Origin of the sequence: Pseudomonas sp. UYEF17 (genome assembly GCF_040546125.1) — a bacterium.
Taxonomy (GTDB): domain Bacteria; phylum Pseudomonadota; class Gammaproteobacteria; order Pseudomonadales; family Pseudomonadaceae; genus Aquipseudomonas; species Aquipseudomonas putida_Z.
Genome location: NZ_JBEPNE010000005.1, coordinates 68879 through 84944 on the forward strand (window position 1 = coordinate 68879; position 16066 = coordinate 84944).

16 protein-coding genes are annotated in these 16066 nt (G+C 64.6%); 5 read left to right on the plus strand and 11 right to left on the minus strand.

Annotated features, from left to right (window positions below):
- Nucleotides 1–65 precede the first annotated feature (65 nt).
- A complete protein-coding gene (locus ABIB24_RS10075; protein WP_013974808.1) occupies nucleotides 66–365 on the plus strand; it encodes an HU family DNA-binding protein in 300 nt (99 codons plus the stop codon).
- 148 nt (nucleotides 366–513) lie between these two features.
- Entirely contained in the window at nucleotides 514–888 is a 375-nt protein-coding gene (locus tag ABIB24_RS10080; RefSeq protein WP_025341122.1) for an SCP2 sterol-binding domain-containing protein, read from the plus strand.
- Nucleotides 889–1014: 126 nt separating this feature from the next.
- Here the strand turns inward: ABIB24_RS10080 and ABIB24_RS10085 are convergent, their stop codons facing one another.
- The 6 genes from ABIB24_RS10085 to exbB all read right to left on the minus strand — a co-directional run bounded on the left by ABIB24_RS10085 (nucleotide 1015) and on the right by exbB (nucleotide 7734).
- Nucleotides 1015–2418, minus strand: a complete 1404-nt coding sequence (locus ABIB24_RS10085; RefSeq protein WP_075046765.1) for an aminoacyl-tRNA deacylase and HDOD domain-containing protein — start codon at nucleotides 2416–2418, stop codon at nucleotides 1015–1017.
- Between the two features lie 78 nt (nucleotides 2419–2496).
- Nucleotides 2497–4575, minus strand: a complete 2079-nt coding sequence (gene recG / locus ABIB24_RS10090; RefSeq protein WP_039612341.1) for an ATP-dependent DNA helicase RecG — start codon at nucleotides 4573–4575, stop codon at nucleotides 2497–2499.
- Nucleotides 4576–4578: 3 nt separating this feature from the next.
- Nucleotides 4579–5505 carry a hydrogen peroxide-inducible genes activator gene (locus ABIB24_RS10095; protein WP_013974805.1) on the minus strand — a complete coding sequence of 309 codons (927 nt, stop codon included), beginning with the start codon at nucleotides 5503–5505 and terminating at the stop codon, nucleotides 4579–4581.
- Nucleotides 5506–5599: 94 nt separating this feature from the next.
- Nucleotides 5600–6331 (minus strand): energy transducer TonB, encoded by a 732-nt coding sequence (locus ABIB24_RS10100; RefSeq protein WP_016489831.1) that lies wholly within the window; start codon nucleotides 6329–6331, stop codon nucleotides 5600–5602.
- The gene (exbD, locus tag ABIB24_RS10105; protein WP_013974803.1) at nucleotides 6328–6756 is read right to left on the minus strand and encodes a TonB system transport protein ExbD; all 429 of its coding nucleotides are present in this window, start codon (nucleotides 6754–6756) and stop codon (nucleotides 6328–6330) included. Before exbD ends, ABIB24_RS10100 begins: the two co-directional genes overlap by 4 nt.
- A gap of 3 nt (nucleotides 6757–6759) precedes the next feature.
- Entirely contained in the window at nucleotides 6760–7734 is a 975-nt protein-coding gene (gene exbB / locus ABIB24_RS10110) for a tonB-system energizer ExbB (RefSeq protein WP_274078285.1), read from the minus strand.
- A gap of 189 nt (nucleotides 7735–7923) precedes the next feature.
- Here exbB and ABIB24_RS10115 point away from each other — a divergent pair, with 189 nt between their 5' ends.
- Nucleotides 7924–8793 (plus strand): SDR family oxidoreductase, encoded by an 870-nt coding sequence (locus ABIB24_RS10115; protein ID WP_274078284.1) that lies wholly within the window; start codon nucleotides 7924–7926, stop codon nucleotides 8791–8793.
- Nucleotides 8794–8944: 151 nt separating this feature from the next.
- Here ABIB24_RS10115 and ABIB24_RS10120 read toward each other — a convergent pair whose 3' ends face one another.
- From ABIB24_RS10120 to ABIB24_RS10140, 5 genes are all read right to left on the minus strand, one after another.
- Nucleotides 8945–9676 carry a hypothetical protein gene (locus ABIB24_RS10120; RefSeq protein ID WP_274078283.1) on the minus strand — a complete coding sequence of 244 codons (732 nt, stop codon included), beginning with the start codon at nucleotides 9674–9676 and terminating at the stop codon, nucleotides 8945–8947.
- Nucleotides 9677–9735: 59 nt separating this feature from the next.
- A complete protein-coding gene (gene ridA, locus ABIB24_RS10125) occupies nucleotides 9736–10116 on the minus strand; it encodes a deaminase RidA (RefSeq protein ID WP_003253379.1) in 381 nt (126 codons plus the stop codon).
- A 23-nt stretch (nucleotides 10117–10139) separates the two neighbouring features.
- A complete protein-coding gene (gene spoT / locus ABIB24_RS10130; RefSeq protein ID WP_013974799.1) occupies nucleotides 10140–12248 on the minus strand; it encodes a bifunctional GTP diphosphokinase/guanosine-3',5'-bis pyrophosphate 3'-pyrophosphohydrolase in 2109 nt (702 codons plus the stop codon).
- A 59-nt stretch (nucleotides 12249–12307) separates the two neighbouring features.
- Nucleotides 12308–12571, minus strand: a complete 264-nt coding sequence (gene rpoZ, locus ABIB24_RS10135; protein WP_003253383.1) for a DNA-directed RNA polymerase subunit omega — start codon at nucleotides 12569–12571, stop codon at nucleotides 12308–12310.
- A 250-nt stretch (nucleotides 12572–12821) separates the two neighbouring features.
- Nucleotides 12822–13694 (minus strand): LysR family transcriptional regulator, encoded by an 873-nt coding sequence (locus ABIB24_RS10140; RefSeq protein ID WP_013974798.1) that lies wholly within the window; start codon nucleotides 13692–13694, stop codon nucleotides 12822–12824.
- A 207-nt stretch (nucleotides 13695–13901) separates the two neighbouring features.
- On the opposite strand from ABIB24_RS10140, the gene ABIB24_RS10145 reads away from it, so the two are divergent.
- Together ABIB24_RS10145 and ABIB24_RS10150 are read left to right on the plus strand one after the other, a co-directional pair.
- Nucleotides 13902–15284 (plus strand): glutamine synthetase family protein, encoded by a 1383-nt coding sequence (locus tag ABIB24_RS10145; protein ID WP_015272334.1) that lies wholly within the window; start codon nucleotides 13902–13904, stop codon nucleotides 15282–15284.
- A gap of 4 nt (nucleotides 15285–15288) precedes the next feature.
- Nucleotides 15289–16062, plus strand: coding sequence for a gamma-glutamyl-gamma-aminobutyrate hydrolase family protein (locus ABIB24_RS10150; RefSeq protein WP_046613698.1), 774 nt, complete (start codon nucleotides 15289–15291; stop codon nucleotides 16060–16062).
- Nucleotides 16063–16066 lie beyond the last annotated feature (4 nt).

Here is a 16066-nt window from a genome sequence, read left to right on the forward strand (position 1 = left end):
GCCTTGAGCGCTGCTCCCAGGGCAGCACGGCATAACAACAAGAATTCCGTCAAAGAGGCTTCACTATGCGCAAACCAGAACTCGCCGCCGTCATCGCCGAAAAGGCCGATCTGACCAAGGAAAAGGCCAATCAGGTTTTGAACGCGATTCTCGACAGCATCACGGGTGCCCTGGACAAGGACACCGTGACCCTGGTCGGTTTCGGCACCTTCGAAAAACGTCATCGCGGTGCGCGTACCGGCAAGAACCCGCAAACCGGTGAACCGGTCAAGATCAAGGCCAGCAATACCGTGGCTTTCAAGCCAGGCAAGAACCTGCGCGACAGCGTCAACGCCCCCGTCAAGCCGGCCAAGAAAGGCAAGTGATCGCTCCCTGACAACCCCAGTGTCAGCCAAGCGGGCGCCCCAGGGCGCCCGTTGTGCTTTCTGCAGGCAAAATGTTTCGAACTTGCATAAATAGTTCCGGAAAAGGATAGACTGCGCGCCTTAGTCACTTTTAATTCGAGGCGCGTTGATGAAGTTCCGCTTTCTTCTCTGGGCCATGGGGCTGTTGATGGCCAGGGCCAGCCGCAACAACCCGGCATTCCAGCAGCAGCTCAAGGGCAAGGACCTGGTGTTCCAGATGCAGACCCTGGACGGCAAGGTCGCCCGGCACTTCATCGTCAACAATGAACGCGTCAGCAGCAAGGGCGGCGCGCACCCGCAGCCGGCGTTCGCCATTGCCTTCAAGGACGCCGCCTATGGCTTCGCCACCATGCAGGCAGGTAACAAGCAGTTGGCGTTCATGCAGGGGATTCAGGACAAGCACATCCAGATCAAGGGCAACCCGGCGCTGGTGATGTGGTTCCAGGGGTTGATGAAGTACCTGAAGCCGAAGAAGAAGGGCTGAAACTCAATAGGCCTGCTGACTCATACCCTGTGGGAGCGGGTTTACCCGCGAACACCGGCAACGCCGGTGCCATGCACCGCGTCGCGATCTTCGCGGGTAAACCCGCTCCCACAGGGGCCAATCATGTCAGTGCGGTGTGTGGAACTGCGAAGCCAGCTCACGCAGCAGGCTCTCTGCCTCGAGCACCTTGTTCACCACATCCTCGGCCTTGTCCCGGGTAATCCCCAGCCGCTCCAGCAACTCGTCTGGAATCTCCTGCTGCGGCCCCGAGCCAATCCCCCGCGAGCGCAGCAGGCGGGTGGCCAGGCACACCAGGTTGGGGAACGCCGAAAACTCGCCTTCATAGGCCGGGTCGTGCTGGAAGCGCAGCGCGGTGGACAGCTCTTCCGGCATGTCCCACAGCTTCATCAACCAGGCACCGATCTGCTCGCGGCTGATGCCCAGCAGGTGTTGTTCCACGTAGGTGTGGCACAAGTGCGGGTTGACCTCCAGGTGGCGGCAGATCAGCGAGAAGTGCGGCGGGAAAACGTGCGCCAACAGCAGGTAGCCAAAGTTGTGCAGCAGCCCGGCCAGGTAGGTCAGGCCGGCCTCGGGGCGCTCGGCCCGTGGCATGGCGCGGGTCAGGCCTTCGATGATCGCGGCGGTGTAGATCGACTGCTGCCAGTACGGCGTGGCTTGCTGCGGGTGGTCTTTCGGCAGGCTCAGGGTCTTGCCCAGCGCCAGGCCCAGGGCCAGGTTGATCACCAGGTCGAAGCCCAGCACACGCACGATGGCATCTTCTACCGAGCGGATCTTGCCAGGTGAGGCGTAGTAGGGCGATGCCGCCCAGCTCACCACCTGTGCTGCCAGCGCCGGGTCGGTTTCGACCACGCCGGTGATATCGTCGATGCTGGCGTTGGGGTCTACCCGCAGCTTGATGATCTTTTGCGCGGTGTCGGCCAGCGGCGGGATTTCGATGGTTTCTTCCAGACGCTTCTGAATGCGCCGGGCAGTGAAGGCCTGGACGGCGTTGGTGATTTCCCGGGTGTCATCATCGGGGCGGTCGAGGTTGGGGCTGATGGCCTCGACTTCCTGCCCGAAGCTGCTGGCGCTGGCCTTGACCAGCATGCGCTTGAAGTGCGCGCGTTCGATTTCCAGCAGCAGGCCGGCTTCGCCAGACTGGATAAACACTTTATCGGCGTCGAGCAGGCTCTTTTCGTACTGGCACGGCGAGCTGGTCAGCGCCGGGATGCCCGGCAGGGCCTTGAGCTGGTGCTTGTCCAGCATCTGCTTCAGGCGCGGCACCGACACCGCGGTGAGCTTGCGCCCGGTCAGTTCGGCCAGGCGGTTGAGGTCCAGCAGCTGGCTCTGCGGGAACAGCACCATCAGGGCACCGACCTCGTCGTCGAGCAGCACGGCCTGTACCCGCGACGCTGCCGGCAGGTGCGGATGTTCGACCACCTCGCGGTAGGCCACGCCGAGTTTGTCGAGCAGCAGCCGGATGACCGAGGGAGCGTGTGGGGTTGCGGTGTCCAGGGCAACTTCAGTCATGGTCCGTATCCACTGATTCTTTTAAACGCGAAGTATAACCAGCCTGGGGGCAAAACTGGATCCATTATGGGACCAGCGTCACACTTGGCCATATTGCTGGCCATGGCGCAGCCAGCGATCGAGCAGTGGGCTGACGTGCTCCGGCCACCGTGCGATCAGGGCCTGGGCGGCGTCGCGCACGGCCGGCAGCAGGTCGGCGTCGCGCATCAGGTCGGCGACCTTGAACTGCAACAGGCCGGTCTGGCGGGTGCCGAGCATCTCGCCTGGGCCACGCAGTTCCAGGTCTTTCTCGGCGATGATGAAGCCGTCGTTGGTTTCCCGCATGATCCCTAGGCGCTCGCGGCCGATCTGCGACAGTGGCGGGTGGTACAGCAGCACGCAATGGCTGACGGCGCTGCCCCGGCCAACCCGGCCGCGCAGCTGGTGCAACTGGGCCAGGCCCAGGCGCTCGGGGTTCTCGATGATCATCAGGCTGGCGTTGGGCACGTCCACGCCCACCTCGATGACCGTGGTGGCGACCAGCAGCTGCAGGTTGCCGGCCTTGAACTCGGCCATGATCTCAGCCTTTTCCGCCGGCTTCATGCGCCCGTGGATCAGCCCCACCCGCAGCTCGCCCAGGGCGCTGCCCAGCTCCTCGTAGGTGCTTTCGGCGGCTTGGCAGGTCAGCTCTTCGGATTCTTCGATCAGGGTGCACACCCAATAGGCCTGGCGCCCTTCGGCGCAGGCGGCGCGCACCCGCTCGACCACTTCGAAGCGGCGGCTGTCGGCCACCAGCACGGTGTTCACCGGGGTGCGCCCGGGCGGCAGCTCGTCGAGCACCGAGGTGTCCAGGTCGGCGTAGGCGCTCATGGCCAGGGTGCGCGGAATGGGCGTGGCGGTCATGATCAGCTGGTGCGGGCACAATTCCCCGGCCACGCCCTTCTTGCGCAGGGCCAGGCGTTGCTGCACGCCAAAACGGTGTTGTTCATCGATGATCGCCAGGGCCAGGTGCTTGAACTTCACCTCTTCCTGGAACAGCGCGTGGGTACCGACCACCATTGGCGCACCGTTGGCGATCTGCTCCAGGGCGGCTGCCCGAGCCTTGCCCTTGAGCTTGCCGGCCAGCCAGGCCACTTCGATGCCCAGCGGTTCGAGCCAGCGCTTGAAGGTGATGTAGTGCTGTTCGGCGAGGATCTCGGTGGGCGCCATCAAGGCCACCTGGTAGCCGGCCTCCAGGGCCTGCAGCGCGGCCAGGGCGGCGACCACGGTCTTGCCGGCACCCACATCGCCCTGCACCAGGCGCATCATCGGCTCGTGCTGGCTGAGGTCGTAGGCAATTTCATTGGCCACCCGCTGCTGCGCGCCGGTCGGCTGGAAGCCCAGGTTGGCCAGGTACTGCGCCTGCAGGCGCTGGGCCTTGGGCAGCACCGGCGCGCGCAGGCTGCGCAGGCTTTCGCGCAGGCGTTGCTGCGACAGCTGGTGGGTCAGCAGTTCTTCGAAGGCCAGGCGGTGCTGGGCCCAGTGCTGGCCTTCGGCAAGCTCGTCGAGGTCGGCGTCGGCCGGCGGGTTGTGCAGGTAGCGGATGGCATCGTCCAGCGGCGCCAGCTGGTAGTCCCGGGCCAGTTCGTCGGGCAGCCAGTCCGGCAGGCTGCGCGGGCCGAGCAGGCCCAGGCTCTGCTGGCACAGCAGGCGCAGGCGTTGCTGGGTGAGGCCTTCGGTGGACGGATAGATCGGCGTCAGGGTCTGCTCGACCGGTGGCGGCGGCTCGTCGCCGTTCAGTGCGCGGTATTCTGGGTGGTAGATTTCCAGGCCCGAGGCGCCGGGGCGGGCTTCGCCGTAGCAGCGCAGGTGAGTACCACGCTTGAGACCTTCCTTCTGCGCGTTGCTGAAGTGGTAGAAGCGCAGGCTCAGCACGCCGCTGCCGTCACCCAGGCGCACCACCAGGCTGCGGCGCTTGCCCATGGTCACGTCGGCGCCGCTGACCACGCCCTCGATCACCGCGTCCTGGCCAGGGCGCAGCTGGCCTATCGGCACCACGCGAGTGCGGTCCTGGTAGCGCAGGGGCAGGTGGAACAGCACGTCCTGCAGGTTCTCCAGGCCGACCTTGGCGAGTTTCTCCGCCATGGCCTCGCCAACCCCCTTGAGTACCGTGACCGGGACCTTCGACAGCTCACTCATGACTCAGGCCGGTTGTTCCGCAGGGGCTTTGGCGACCGAGCACAGGCGGATCGAGTCGGCGAGAATCTCGATGGCCTTCGGCCGCGGGAAGCTGGCGCGCCAAGCGATGGCCACGGTGCGGAATGGTGCCGGTGCGGTCAGTGGGCGAACCTCGATGACGCCGGGGGCGTAGTGGTGGCTGTGCACCGCCGACAGCGGCAGGATCGACACGCCAAGGCCGGAGGCAACCATGTGGCGGATGGTTTCCAGCGAGCTGGACTCGACCGTGGTGTGCTTGGAGCCTTCACCGCCCTTGTTCAGCGTTGGGCAGGCTTCCAGCACCTGGTCGCGGAAGCAGTGGCCTTCACCGAGCAGCAACAGGCTCTTGTCGTTGAGCATGGCGGTGTCGATGGTCTTTTTCGCCGTCCACGGGTGGTCGGCCGGCATCAGGGCGCAGAACGGTTCATCGTACAGCGGCAGGGTCAGCACGTCGGCTTCGTTGAACGGCAGGGCGATGATCACCGCATCCAGTTCGCCATTGCGCAGCTTTTCGCGCAGTACATGGGTGAAGTTCTCTTCGATGTACAGCGGCATCTGCGGCGCCACGCGGTGCAACTGAGGGATCAGGTGCGGGAACAGGTACGGGCCGACGGTGTAGATGGCACCGACCTTGAGCGGGGCGGTCAGCTGGTTCTTGCCGGCCTGGGCCAGCTCGCGAATGCCCTGGGCCTGCTCCAGTACCTTTTGCGCCTGGGCGACGATGCTTTCGCCGACAGGGGTCAGGCGGACCGCGCTCTTGCTGCGCTCGAAGATCAGCACGCCAAGCTCATCCTCGAGCTTTTTCACACCGACCGACAGGGTCGGCTGGCTCACGTGGCAGCGTTCGGCGGCATGGCCGAAGTGCTGTTCCTGGGCGAGTGTGACGATGTAGCGTAATTCTGTGAGGGTCATAACGTGCGTCCATGAAGTTGCGAGCCCAGCATAGCGGCTGCAATCGATAGACGCACGTTATCAGACTTGCCGATTTGTGACAGAAACAAAAGTCTCAGCGGCGGTCCAGCGAGTAGACGAACGGTGCCACGACTTCGATCGTGCCATTGTTCAGCAACTCGGGTGGCGGCTTGGGTACCGTGCCGGCCCGACGGATCATTTCCAGGGTCGCCCGGTCCAGGGCGGCACTACCCGAGCCACCGGCCATGGAGTACGACACCACCTTGCCTTCGGCGTCGACCACGAAGCGCAGGCGGTTGATGCCCTGCAGACCGCGACGGCGCGCGTCTTCCGGGTAACGCTTGTACTTGGCCAGGTGACGCAGCAGGTCGCTCTGCCAGGTCGGCAGGGCGTTGCTGTTGGACGCAATGCTCGGCGCCGGTGCCGCGGACTTCTGCGGCGGCGTGTTGCTGGGCGGTGCGTCTACCGTTTGTTCGGTCGGCGGTGCTTCCTTCGGCGGCTCAGGCTTTTTCTCGGGCTTGGGCGGCTGTGGCTTGGCCTTCGGCTTGGGCGGCTTGGGAATGGCGATCTTGGGCTTGGGTGCCTCGGCCAGCTTCGGCAGCGGCGGTTCCTCGACCGGCGCCGGTGGCTGCGGCGCCGCTTTCGGTGGCGGTGGTGGCGCAGGCTCCGGCAATGGCGCCAGCTCGACCATCATGGCTGCCGGTGGCAGTTCGATGGCCTGGGGCACCGACCAGTTGAGCGTCAGCAGCACGGCGACCACGTGCACGCCCAGCACGATCGCCAGGCTGCCACCGTAGCGCGCCATGTTAGAGCGCGTTTTTGTCATTTCTTGGCTGCCGTCTCGAGACCTACCAGACCGACTTTCAGGTAGCCGGCCGCGCGCATGTTGTTCATCACTTCCATCAGGTCACCGTAATCCACGCCTTTGTCAGCCTGGAAGAAGATGGTGGTTTCCTTGTCGCCCTTGGTCTTGGCATCGAGCATCGGGCCAAGCTGGTCGGGGGCAGGGACCTGATCGTCACCGACGTACAGCTTCTGGTCGGCCTTGACGCTGACGAACACCGGCTTCTCGGGCCTCGGCGCCGGCTTGGCGGTCGAAGCCGGCAGGTCGACCTTGATGTCGACCGTGGCCAAGGGGGCTGCGACCATGAAGATGATCAGCAGCACCAGCATCACGTCGATGAACGGCGTAACGTTGATTTCGTGGTTTTCGGCGAGGTCGTCGCCACCTTCGTTGAGATGCAGGCCCATGGCTTACCCCACTTTCACCATGTGCGGGGCGGCGCGCTCGCTGCCCTGGTGGTCCAGGTCACGGCTGACCAGCAGCAGCACCTGGGCGGAGGCGTCGGACACCTGGGCCTTGTAGCCGGCGATGGAGCGGGCGAAGACGTTGTAGATGACCACGGCCGGGATTGCGGCGACCAGGCCCAGGGCGGTGGCCAGCAGGGCCTCGGCGATACCCGGGGCAACCACGGCCAGGTTGGTGGTCTGGGTCTTGGCGATGCCGATGAAGCTGTTCATGATGCCCCATACGGTACCGAACAGGCCGACGAATGGCGCAGTGGAGCCGATGGTGGCGAGTACGCCGGTGCCGCTGCTCATGGTGCGGCCGCTGGCGTGTACCAGGCGCTCCAGGCGGAAGCTGACGCGCTCCTTGATGCCTTCTTTTTCGCGGGCGTTGGCCGACAGGCGCATCTCTTCGAGGGCGTCGTGGACCAAGGTGTGGGCCAGGGTGCCTTCCTTGTTGGAAACGTCGCTGGCTTCCTTGAGGCTGGCGGATTTCTTCAGCAGGGCAATTTCACCACGCAGGCGACGCTTGGCGCCCATCAGCTCGAAGCCTTTGGCGATCCAGATGGTCCAGGTGATGATGGAGGCGATGGCCAGGCCGATCATCACCGCCTTGACCACCACGTCGGCGTTCTTGTACATGCCCCATGGGGACAGGTCGTGGGCCATGCCCAGCGAGGTGTCTTCCACCAGGGCTTCGACGCTCGGGTCTACCGCGACCGGGGCATCAACCGGGGTGGCGGCAACTGCGTCGGCAGCCGGTGCTGCGGCTGGGGCAGCGGCCGGCGCAGCTGGTGCGGTAGCGGCAGCAGGCGCGGCAGCATTGGCGGTTGGCTCATCGGCCATGGCCACCGGGGCCAGCACCAGGCTGAGCGTCAGCGCGGCGATGGCGCGCCAGGCGCGCGACGGGGTTGGCGAAGCGGAAGGTTGAGTACGTGTCATGCTGGCCGGACCTGATGAAGAATAAAGTGAACGTTCTCCAAGGCCTCGAGGTAGGCCGAGAACAATTTGGCGGCCATTATTGCAAGTAATTCTTGTTAACAAAAGTAATCTTGTTGCTTTTTTCGCCTATGGTCTAGCCATCCATCGTGTAGCGTGGTCAGGCTGATCAATTGGTCTAGGAGTTTAGAGATGTCAGACCTTTCCGTGATGGTGGTGGGATGTGGTGATGTAGGCGGGCGTCTTGCCCGGCAGATGCTTGCGCGCGGCTGGCAGGTGAGCGGCCTGCGTCGCTCGGTCGGGCAGTTGCCTGCGGGGGTCGTGCCGGTGGCGGCGGACTTGTCCGAGCCATCGATCCCCGACGCCTGGCCGCAGCGCGCGCCGGACTACCTGGTGTATTGCGTGGCGGCCAGCCAGCACGACGAGGCGGGTTACCAGGCAGCCTATGTCGACGGTTTGCGCCATGTGCTGGCCTGGCTGGCCGAGCGCGGCCAACGCCCACGGCGCCTGCTGTTCGTGTCCAGCAGCAGCGTGTATGCACAGAAGGACGGCGAGTGGATCGAAGAAGGCGCGGCCACCGAGCCTGAAGGTTATTCCGGGCGGTTGATGCTGGAGGCTGAGCGGCTGGCGCTGGCCAGCGGCATCCCGGCCAGTGTGGTGCGCCTGACCGGCATCTATGGCCCCGGCCGCGAGTGGCTGCTCAGTCAGGTGCGCCAGGGCTACCGCGTGGCCGAGGAGCCACCGCTGTATGGCAACCGCATCCATGCCGAGGATGCCGCCAGCCTGTTGGCGTTCCTGTTGCAGGCCGATGCCGACGGCAAGGTGCTCGACGATTGCTACATCGGCGTCGACGACGACCCGGCGCCGCTGGCCGATGTGGTGGCCTGGCTGCGGGCGTACATGGGGGTAACCGAGTGGTCGGATGAGCAGCGAGTGCGGCGTACCGGCAGCAAGCGCTGCAGTAATGCCCGGGCGCGGGCGTTGGGCTGGGCGCCGGTATATCCGAGTTACAGGGAAGGCTATGCGGCCATCCTCGAGGGTAAAAACCAGCCTCAGGCCTGATGCGACCCCCTGTAGGAGCGGCCTTGTGTCGCGATGGGGCGCGCAGCGGCCCCAGGATTTCACAGGATTTCAGCGTCGCCGCTTAGAATGCCGGGGCCGCTGCGCGGCCCATCGCGACACAAGGCCGCTCCTACAGGGACCGTGCAGGTTTTCAGTCCAGTTCCAGCACCCACTGGCGCTTGCCGGCCGCCAACACTGGCATTTCATCCGGCTGTGCGCGGTTCACCGCCTGGAAGATCTCCAGCTTGTCGCCATCGCGCTTGAGGATGAACGGCGCGCCACGCTGGTTGCGCTCCAGCCACAGGCTGTCATTGCTGCCACCCATGGTCGCGCAATCACCCGCCAGGCACAGGGCGAAACGGTCTGGCCCTGGCAGGCCGGTGACGTTGCCGGTGTCGCCGAAGCGCACGCTGGCACCTTTACCCTGGCCTTCGATGATCTTCCAGTTACCGCCCAGATAGGCCTGGTACAGGGCTTTCTCGAAGCTGCTGCCCAGTGGCGCATTGGTCGCCGCCGGTGCTTTGGCGCGCACGAAGGTCTGCTTGCCGCCGCTTTGATCGACCGCCTGCAGTTCGTCGCCATCGAGCGACAGCTGTTCGGTCTGGCCACCCTGGAAGCTGGCCTGCCATTGCTTGTCGGTGGCGCTCAGCTGGCCGTCGGCCGCTTCGAAGCCATTGCTGTAGCTGGCCTGTTGGCTGGCGACGTCGAGCTTCCACTCGAACACCGGCCCGTGCTCATTGAGCGCCTGACGCAGGCTGCCGCCCTTGACGGCCGCATTGATGGCGTCCTGGTTGATCCAGGTGCCGTTGAAATCTTCGGGTTTGTGGCTGGCGCAGCCGCCCAGAAGCAGGGCTGCCAGCGCGAGGGGCAGTGCTTGACGCATGACGGGGTAACCTTGCAGAGAAGGGAAGGTGACGGGCAGGGCGCCCGTCACCGGGGGCATCATTCGATGACCAGGATGGCGTCCATTTCGACCTGGGAGCCTTTCGGCAGTGCGGCAACGCCGATGGCGGCGCGGGCCGGGTAAGGCTGCTCGAAGTAGCGGCCCATCACCTCGTTGACCTTGGCGAAGTGGCTCAGGTCGGTGAGGAAGATGTTCAGCTTGACGATGTCCTTGAACGAACCGCCAGCGGCTTCAGCCACGGCCTTGAGGTTCTCGAACACCTGTACGGTCTGGGCTTCGAAGCCTTCGACCAGCTCCATGGTCTTCGGGTCCAGCGGGATCTGGCCCGACATGTACACGGTGTTGCCGGCCTTGATCGCCTGCGAGTAGGTGCCGATGGCGGCAGGGGCCTTGTCGCTGTTGATGACGGTCTTGCTCATGATGACTCCTTGCGGTTGGCGGACTACGTACGCATGCGGGTGATGCGGACCACACCGGTCAGGGTACGCAGCTTCTTGATCACACGCGCCAGGTGCACGCGGTCGTGCACGCTGACCACCAGTTGGACCACGCTGATACGGCCGTCGCGTTCGTCCATGCTGATCTTCTCGATGTTGCCGTCGGCGGCGTTGACACTGCTGGCCAGCAGGGCAATCAGGCCGCGCTGGTGCTCCAGTTCGACACGCAACTCGACATTGAATTCACCGGTGATGTCCTTGGCCCAGGAGAGCTGTACGCACTTCTCCGGGTTGTGGCGGATTTCACTGATGTTGCGGCAGTTTTCCAGGTGCACGACCATGCCCTTGCCGGCTGACAGATGGCCGACGATCGGGTCGCCCGGGATCGGCGTGCAGCACTTGGCGTAGCTCAGCACCAGGCCTTCGGTACCGCGGATCGCCAGCGGGCCTTCCGGTGCCGGCAACTGCTCGCCCTCGGCCGACAGCAGGCGGCGCGCGACCACGTAGGCCATGCGGTTGCCCAGGCCGATGTCTTCGAGCAGGTCTTCGATCAGCTCCAGGCGGTACTCGGCGAGAATCGCCTGGATACGCTCCTGGGGGATCATCTCCAGGCTGCTGTCGAAGCCGGTGAGCACCTTGTTCAGCAGGCGTTCGCCCAGGCTGATGGACTCGGAGCGGCGCTGTTGCTTGAGCGCGTGGCGGATGTGCGTGCGCGCCTTGCCGGTAACCACGAAGTTGAGCCAGGCCGGGTTCGGCCGTGCGCCCGGGGCGCTGACGATTTCCACCGTCGAGCCGCTTTGCAGCGGTTCGGACAGCGGCGCCAGGCGGCGGTTGATGCGGCAGGCGATGCAACTGTTGCCGACGTCGGTGTGCACCGCGTAGGCGAAGTCGACCGCCGTGGAGCCTTTGGGCAGCTCCATGATGCGGCCTTTGGGCGTGAACACGTAGACCTCGTCCGGGAACAGGTCGATCTTCACGCTTTCGATGAATTCCAGCGAGTTGCCGGCACGTTGCTGCAGCTCGAGGATGCCCTTGACCCACTGGCGGGCGCGGGCGTGGCTGCCCTTGGGCTGCTCGTCGTCGTTGGATTTGTACAGCCAGTGCGCGGCGATGCCGTTGTTGGCCATCTCTTCCATCTCGCGGGTGCGGATCTGGATTTCGATGGGCACGCCGTGCATGCCGAACAGCGTGGTGTGCAACGACTGGTAGCCGTTGGCCTTGGGGATCGCGATGTAATCCTTGAAGCGACCGGGCAGCGGCTTGTACAGGTTGTGCACCGCACCGAGTACGCGGTAGCAGGTGTCGACCTTGTCGACGACGATGCGGAAGGCGTACACGTCCATGATCTCGTTGAAGGCGCGGCGCTTGCCGCGCATCTTCTTGTAGATGCCATAGAGGTGTTTCTGCCGCCCGCTGACCTCGCCCTCGATGCCGTCGGCGGCCAGGCAGTTGGCCAGCGAATGCTCGATCTTGGCGACGATCTCCTTGCGGTTGCCGCGAGCGCTTTTCACCGCACGGTGGATCAGCGACGAACGCATCGGGTGCATGGCCTTGAAGCCGAGGTCCTCGAACTCCACGCGCACGGTGTGCATGCCCAGGCGGTTGGCGATGGGGGCGTAGATCTCGAGGGTTTCCTTGGCGATGCGCCGGCGTTTCTCGCCGGACAGCACTTCCAGGGTGCGCATGTTGTGCAGGCGGTCGGCCAGCTTGACCAGGATCACGCGGATGTCGCGGGCCATGGCCATGGCCATTTTCTGGAAGTTTTCGGCCTGCGCCTCGGCCTTGGTCTCGAAGTTCATCTGGGTCAGCTTGCTGACCCCATCGACCAGTTCGGCCACGGTCTCGCCAAACTGCTGGCTGAGGGCTTCCTTGGCGATGCCGGTATCTTCGATCACGTCGTGCAGCATGGCCGCCATCAGGCTCTGATGGTCCATGTGCATGTCGGCGAGGATGCTGGCCACGGCCAGCGGGTGGGTCACGTAAGGCTCGCCACTGCGGCGGCGCTGCCCATCGTGGGCCTGTTCGGCGTAGAAATAGGCGCGCCGGACCAGGTTGACCTGTTCGGGGCCAAGATAGGTCGACAGCCGTTCGGCCAAGGCTTCTATACCCGGCATGGGTTCACCTCCTGCCGAGGAAGGGGGCCTTGCGCCGTGCGACGTCGACCTGGCATCAATCAGACAGCCTCGTTGTTCTCGTCCTCGAACGCGGCGAACACCGGATCCTCGGTGACGATCTCTTCAGCGGCGATGAACTCGTTGGTGACGATGCCTTCGGCGATTTCACGCAGGGCAACAACGGTCGGCTTGTCGTTTTCCCACGCAACGCGTGGCTCTTTGCCGCCGGTCGCCAGCTGGCGAGCGCGCTTGGTCGAGAGCATGACCAGCTCAAAGCGGTTATCCACGTGTTCCAGGCAGTCTTCAACAGTTACGCGGGCCATGGTCTTCCTCAGTAGCAATTGCGGTGGGCGTGCAGCCCAATAATGGGCAGGCGGACTCGATAGTTTAAAAAATCACCAGCCAATAGGGAAGCGCTGTTTTGTCAGGTAGATCGGTGTGGAGTTCTTCGCGGGCACGCCCGCTCCCACAAGTCCTGCACAATTCTCACCGCCGCCGCTTTACCTGTGGGAGCGGGCGTGCCCGCGAAAGGGCCGGAACAGACACCCTCTATACATGAACCTGACGATAACCTCAGAGCATCGCGTCACGCAACCGCGGGGTCAGCTCCTCGAACAGGGTCTGCACCGAGCGCAACGCCCGGCAGTCCGGCCGGGTCAGCAGCCACAGCTGGGTGTCGCAACCCGGCAGCGGTCCGCTCAGCGCATCCACCCCGGGCAGCGCGTGCACCATGTAGTCCGGCAACGCTGCCACGCCGAGCCCGGCCGTGACCAGCTGGGCGATGGTCGACATGCCGCTGCACTGGTAGCGCGGGCTCAAACCCGGGTGCTGCTGGTTGCGCCAGACCACCGTGGGGTGGTCCTGCATCGAGTCGTCGGGGGCGATCCACGGCACGCTGGCAGGTGACTCGGCCAGGCGCTCGCGCCACTGCGGCTGTCCGCAGACCACGTAGGAGGTGGACCCCAGGTTGCGGCCCACCAGGTGCTCCGGCGGCGTGTTGGTCAGGCGCAGGGCAATGTCGGCATCGCGCCGGCTGAGGTTGGCGAAGGTATTGGAGGTGCCCATCTCCAGCGACAAGGCCGGGTAGTTGGGCATGAACTCGGCCAGCGCCGGCAGCAGCAGGCTGTGCATCACCGCCTCGGTACAGGTCAGGCGCACGGTGCCGCTGACCACCTGCTCGCCACTGGTCATGGCGATGCGCGCCGCCTCCAGCGCCTGCTCGGCGCGTTCGGCCTGCTCGGCCAGGGCCTGGGCGGTGTCGGTCGGCAGGTAGCCTTTGCGGCTCTTGACGAACAAGGCTGTGCCCAGCGCCGACTCCAGCCGGCGGATCGAGCGGAACACCGTCGAAACATCGACCTTGAGCAACTCGGCAGCCTTGGCCAGCGAGCGGCCACGTTCCAGGGCCAGGACCAGGGAGAGGTCGGCATGGGTAATCTGATATTGCATTGGTGCACGCTCTGCTTGCCGAATTGCCAATGTCTGTTGCGTTTTGGCCATTTTATAGTGAAACGGCCCCCGGGAATCAATGCGCCCGGTCGGGTAACCAATCCCCACGATGGGAAAGTGAAAAGAACAACAGCTGCAACCATCGTCGCCCGTGAGGCGCCAGCCGTATCCCCCACATCGCCGCAGCAAATCAAAGGATGTACAGCCATGACGTCGGTAACCCCGTGCGCCAGTTCTTCCAGCGAGATGAATGACTTCCTCCAGGCCCATCCGGACACGCAGTACGTCGACCTGCTGATCTCCGACATGAACGGCGTGGTACGTGGCAAGCGCATCGAGCGGGCCAGCCTGCACAAGGTGTACGAGAAGGGCATCAACCTGCCGGCATCGCTGTTCGCCCTGGACATCAACGGGTCCACCGTCGAGAGCACCGGCCTTGGCCTGGACATCGGCGATGCCGACCGCATCTGCTTCCCGATCCCCGGCACACTGTCGGACGAGCCGTGGCAGAAGCGCCCCACCGCCCAGCTGCTGATGACCATGCACGAACTGGATGGCCAGCCGTTCTTCGCCGACCCGCGCGAAGTACTGCGCCAGGTGGTGAGCAAGTTCGATGACCTGGGCCTGGATATCTGCGCCGCGTTCGAGCTGGAGTTCTACCTGATCGACCAGGACAACCTCAACGGTCGCCCGCAGCCGCCGCGCTCGCCGATTTCCGGCAAGCGCCCGCAGTCGACCCAGGTGTACCTGATCGACGACCTAGATGAATATGCCGACTGCCTGCAGGACATGCTCGAAGCGGCCAAGGAACAAGGCCTGCCCGCCGACGCCATCGTCAAGGAAAGCGCCCCGGCGCAGTTCGAGGTCAACCTGCATCATGTTGCCGACCCGCTGAAGGCCTGCGACTACGCGATCCTGCTCAAGCGCCTGATCAAGAACGTTGCCTACGACCATGAAATGGACACCACCTTCATGGCCAAGCCCTACCCAGGCCAGGCAGGCAATGGCCTGCACGTGCACATTTCGTTGCTGGACAAGAAAACCGGCAAGAACATCTTCGCCAGCGACGACCCGCTGCAAAGCGACGCGCTGCGCCATGCCATCGGTGGTGTGCTGGAGACCATGCCGGCGTCGATGGCCTTCCTCTGCCCGAACATCAACTCCTACCGCCGCTTCGGCGCGCAGTTCTACGTGCCCAATGCGCCAAGTTGGGGCCTGGACAACCGTACCGTGGCAGTGCGCGTGCCCACCGACAGCAGCGACAACGTGCGCCTCGAGCACCGCGTGGCCGGTGCCGACGCCAACCCCTACCTGATGCTCGCGGCGATCCTCGCCGGTGTTCACCACGGCCTGACCAACCAGGTCGAGCCGCAGGCACCGATCGAAGGCAACTCCTACGAACAGCTGGAGCAGAGCCTGCCGAACAACCTCCGCGATGCCCTGCGCGCGCTGGACGACAGCGAAGTCCTCAACCAATACATCAGCCCGGACTACATCGATATCTTCGTGGCCTGCAAGGAAAGCGAACTGGCCGAGTTCGAAGTGTCGATTTCCGACCTCGAGTACAACTGGTACCTGCACACGGTGTAAGCCCATGAGCGCAAATGCGGTCCCCTTGATCGGTGTCAGCGCCTGCCGCCAGCAGGTGGGGAAGAACTCGTCGCATACGGTAGGCGACAAGTATGTCGAGGCGGCCGGCTTTGCCGGCTTGCCATTGATCCTGCCGGCCCGTGACGGGGGCAGCGACACGCAGGCGCTGCTGGCCCGTCTGCACGGCATTGTTTTTACCGGCTCACCTTCAAATATCGAACCGCATCATTACAATGGCGCCCCCAGCGCGGCGGGTACCCGGCACGATCTGGCACGCGATCGCCTGACCCTGCCGTTGTTGCAGGCGGCCATTGCCGCCGGTGTGCCGGTGTTCTGTATCTGCCGTGGCTACCAGGAATTGAACGTGGCCCTGGGCGGCAGCCTGCACCAGCGCGTGCAGGAACTGCCCGGCTACCTTGACCACCGTGAACCTGAGGACGCACCCCTGGAGGTGCAATACGGCCCTCGTCACCTTGTCGGCATCGAGCCTGGCGGGTTGTTCGAGCGCCTGGGCCTGGCGGCGCAGTTCGAGGTCAACTCGCTGCACAGCCAGGGCATCGACCGCCTGGCCCCGGGCCTGCGCGTCGAGGCACGGGCCCCGGATGGCCTGATCGAAGCGGTGTCCATGCCTGCGGCGCCGGGCTTTGTGCTTGGCGTGCAGTGGCACCCGGAGTGGCGATTTACCGAAAACCCGGTCTCGCTGCGCCTGTTCCAGGCGTTTCGCGAGGCCTGCATTGCCTACGCAACACGGGAGGGCGCACGGCAGGAGGCATTCTGACGTC

What these genes read in the sequence shown, in the direction of transcription:
- ABIB24_RS10075 (WP_013974808.1), top strand. Translation starts at nt 66, where the DNA reads ATGCGCAAACCAGAACTCGCCGCCGTCATCGCCGAAAAGGCCGATCTG.
- ABIB24_RS10080 (WP_025341122.1), top strand. Translation starts at nt 514, where the DNA reads ATGAAGTTCCGCTTTCTTCTCTGGGCCATGGGGCTGTTGATGGCCAGG.
- ABIB24_RS10085 (WP_075046765.1), bottom strand. Translation starts at nt 2,418, where the DNA reads ATGACTGAAGTTGCCCTGGACACCGCAACCCCACACGCTCCCTCGGTC.
- recG (WP_039612341.1), bottom strand. Translation starts at nt 4,575, where the DNA reads ATGAGTGAGCTGTCGAAGGTCCCGGTCACGGTACTCAAGGGGGTTGGC.
- ABIB24_RS10095 (WP_013974805.1), bottom strand. Translation starts at nt 5,505, where the DNA reads ATGACCCTCACAGAATTACGCTACATCGTCACACTCGCCCAGGAACAG.
- ABIB24_RS10100 (WP_016489831.1), bottom strand. Translation starts at nt 6,331, where the DNA reads ATGACAAAAACGCGCTCTAACATGGCGCGCTACGGTGGCAGCCTGGCG.
- exbD (WP_013974803.1), bottom strand. Translation starts at nt 6,756, where the DNA reads ATGGGCCTGCATCTCAACGAAGGTGGCGACGACCTCGCCGAAAACCAC.
- exbB (WP_274078285.1), bottom strand. Translation starts at nt 7,734, where the DNA reads ATGACACGTACTCAACCTTCCGCTTCGCCAACCCCGTCGCGCGCCTGG.
- ABIB24_RS10115 (WP_274078284.1), top strand. Translation starts at nt 7,924, where the DNA reads ATGTCAGACCTTTCCGTGATGGTGGTGGGATGTGGTGATGTAGGCGGG.
- ABIB24_RS10120 (WP_274078283.1), bottom strand. Translation starts at nt 9,676, where the DNA reads ATGCGTCAAGCACTGCCCCTCGCGCTGGCAGCCCTGCTTCTGGGCGGC.
- ridA (WP_003253379.1), bottom strand. Translation starts at nt 10,116, where the DNA reads ATGAGCAAGACCGTCATCAACAGCGACAAGGCCCCTGCCGCCATCGGC.
- spoT (WP_013974799.1), bottom strand. Translation starts at nt 12,248, where the DNA reads ATGCCGGGTATAGAAGCCTTGGCCGAACGGCTGTCGACCTATCTTGGC.
- rpoZ (WP_003253383.1), bottom strand. Translation starts at nt 12,571, where the DNA reads ATGGCCCGCGTAACTGTTGAAGACTGCCTGGAACACGTGGATAACCGC.
- ABIB24_RS10140 (WP_013974798.1), bottom strand. Translation starts at nt 13,694, where the DNA reads ATGCAATATCAGATTACCCATGCCGACCTCTCCCTGGTCCTGGCCCTG.
- ABIB24_RS10145 (WP_015272334.1), top strand. Translation starts at nt 13,902, where the DNA reads ATGACGTCGGTAACCCCGTGCGCCAGTTCTTCCAGCGAGATGAATGAC.
- ABIB24_RS10150 (WP_046613698.1), top strand. Translation starts at nt 15,289, where the DNA reads ATGAGCGCAAATGCGGTCCCCTTGATCGGTGTCAGCGCCTGCCGCCAG.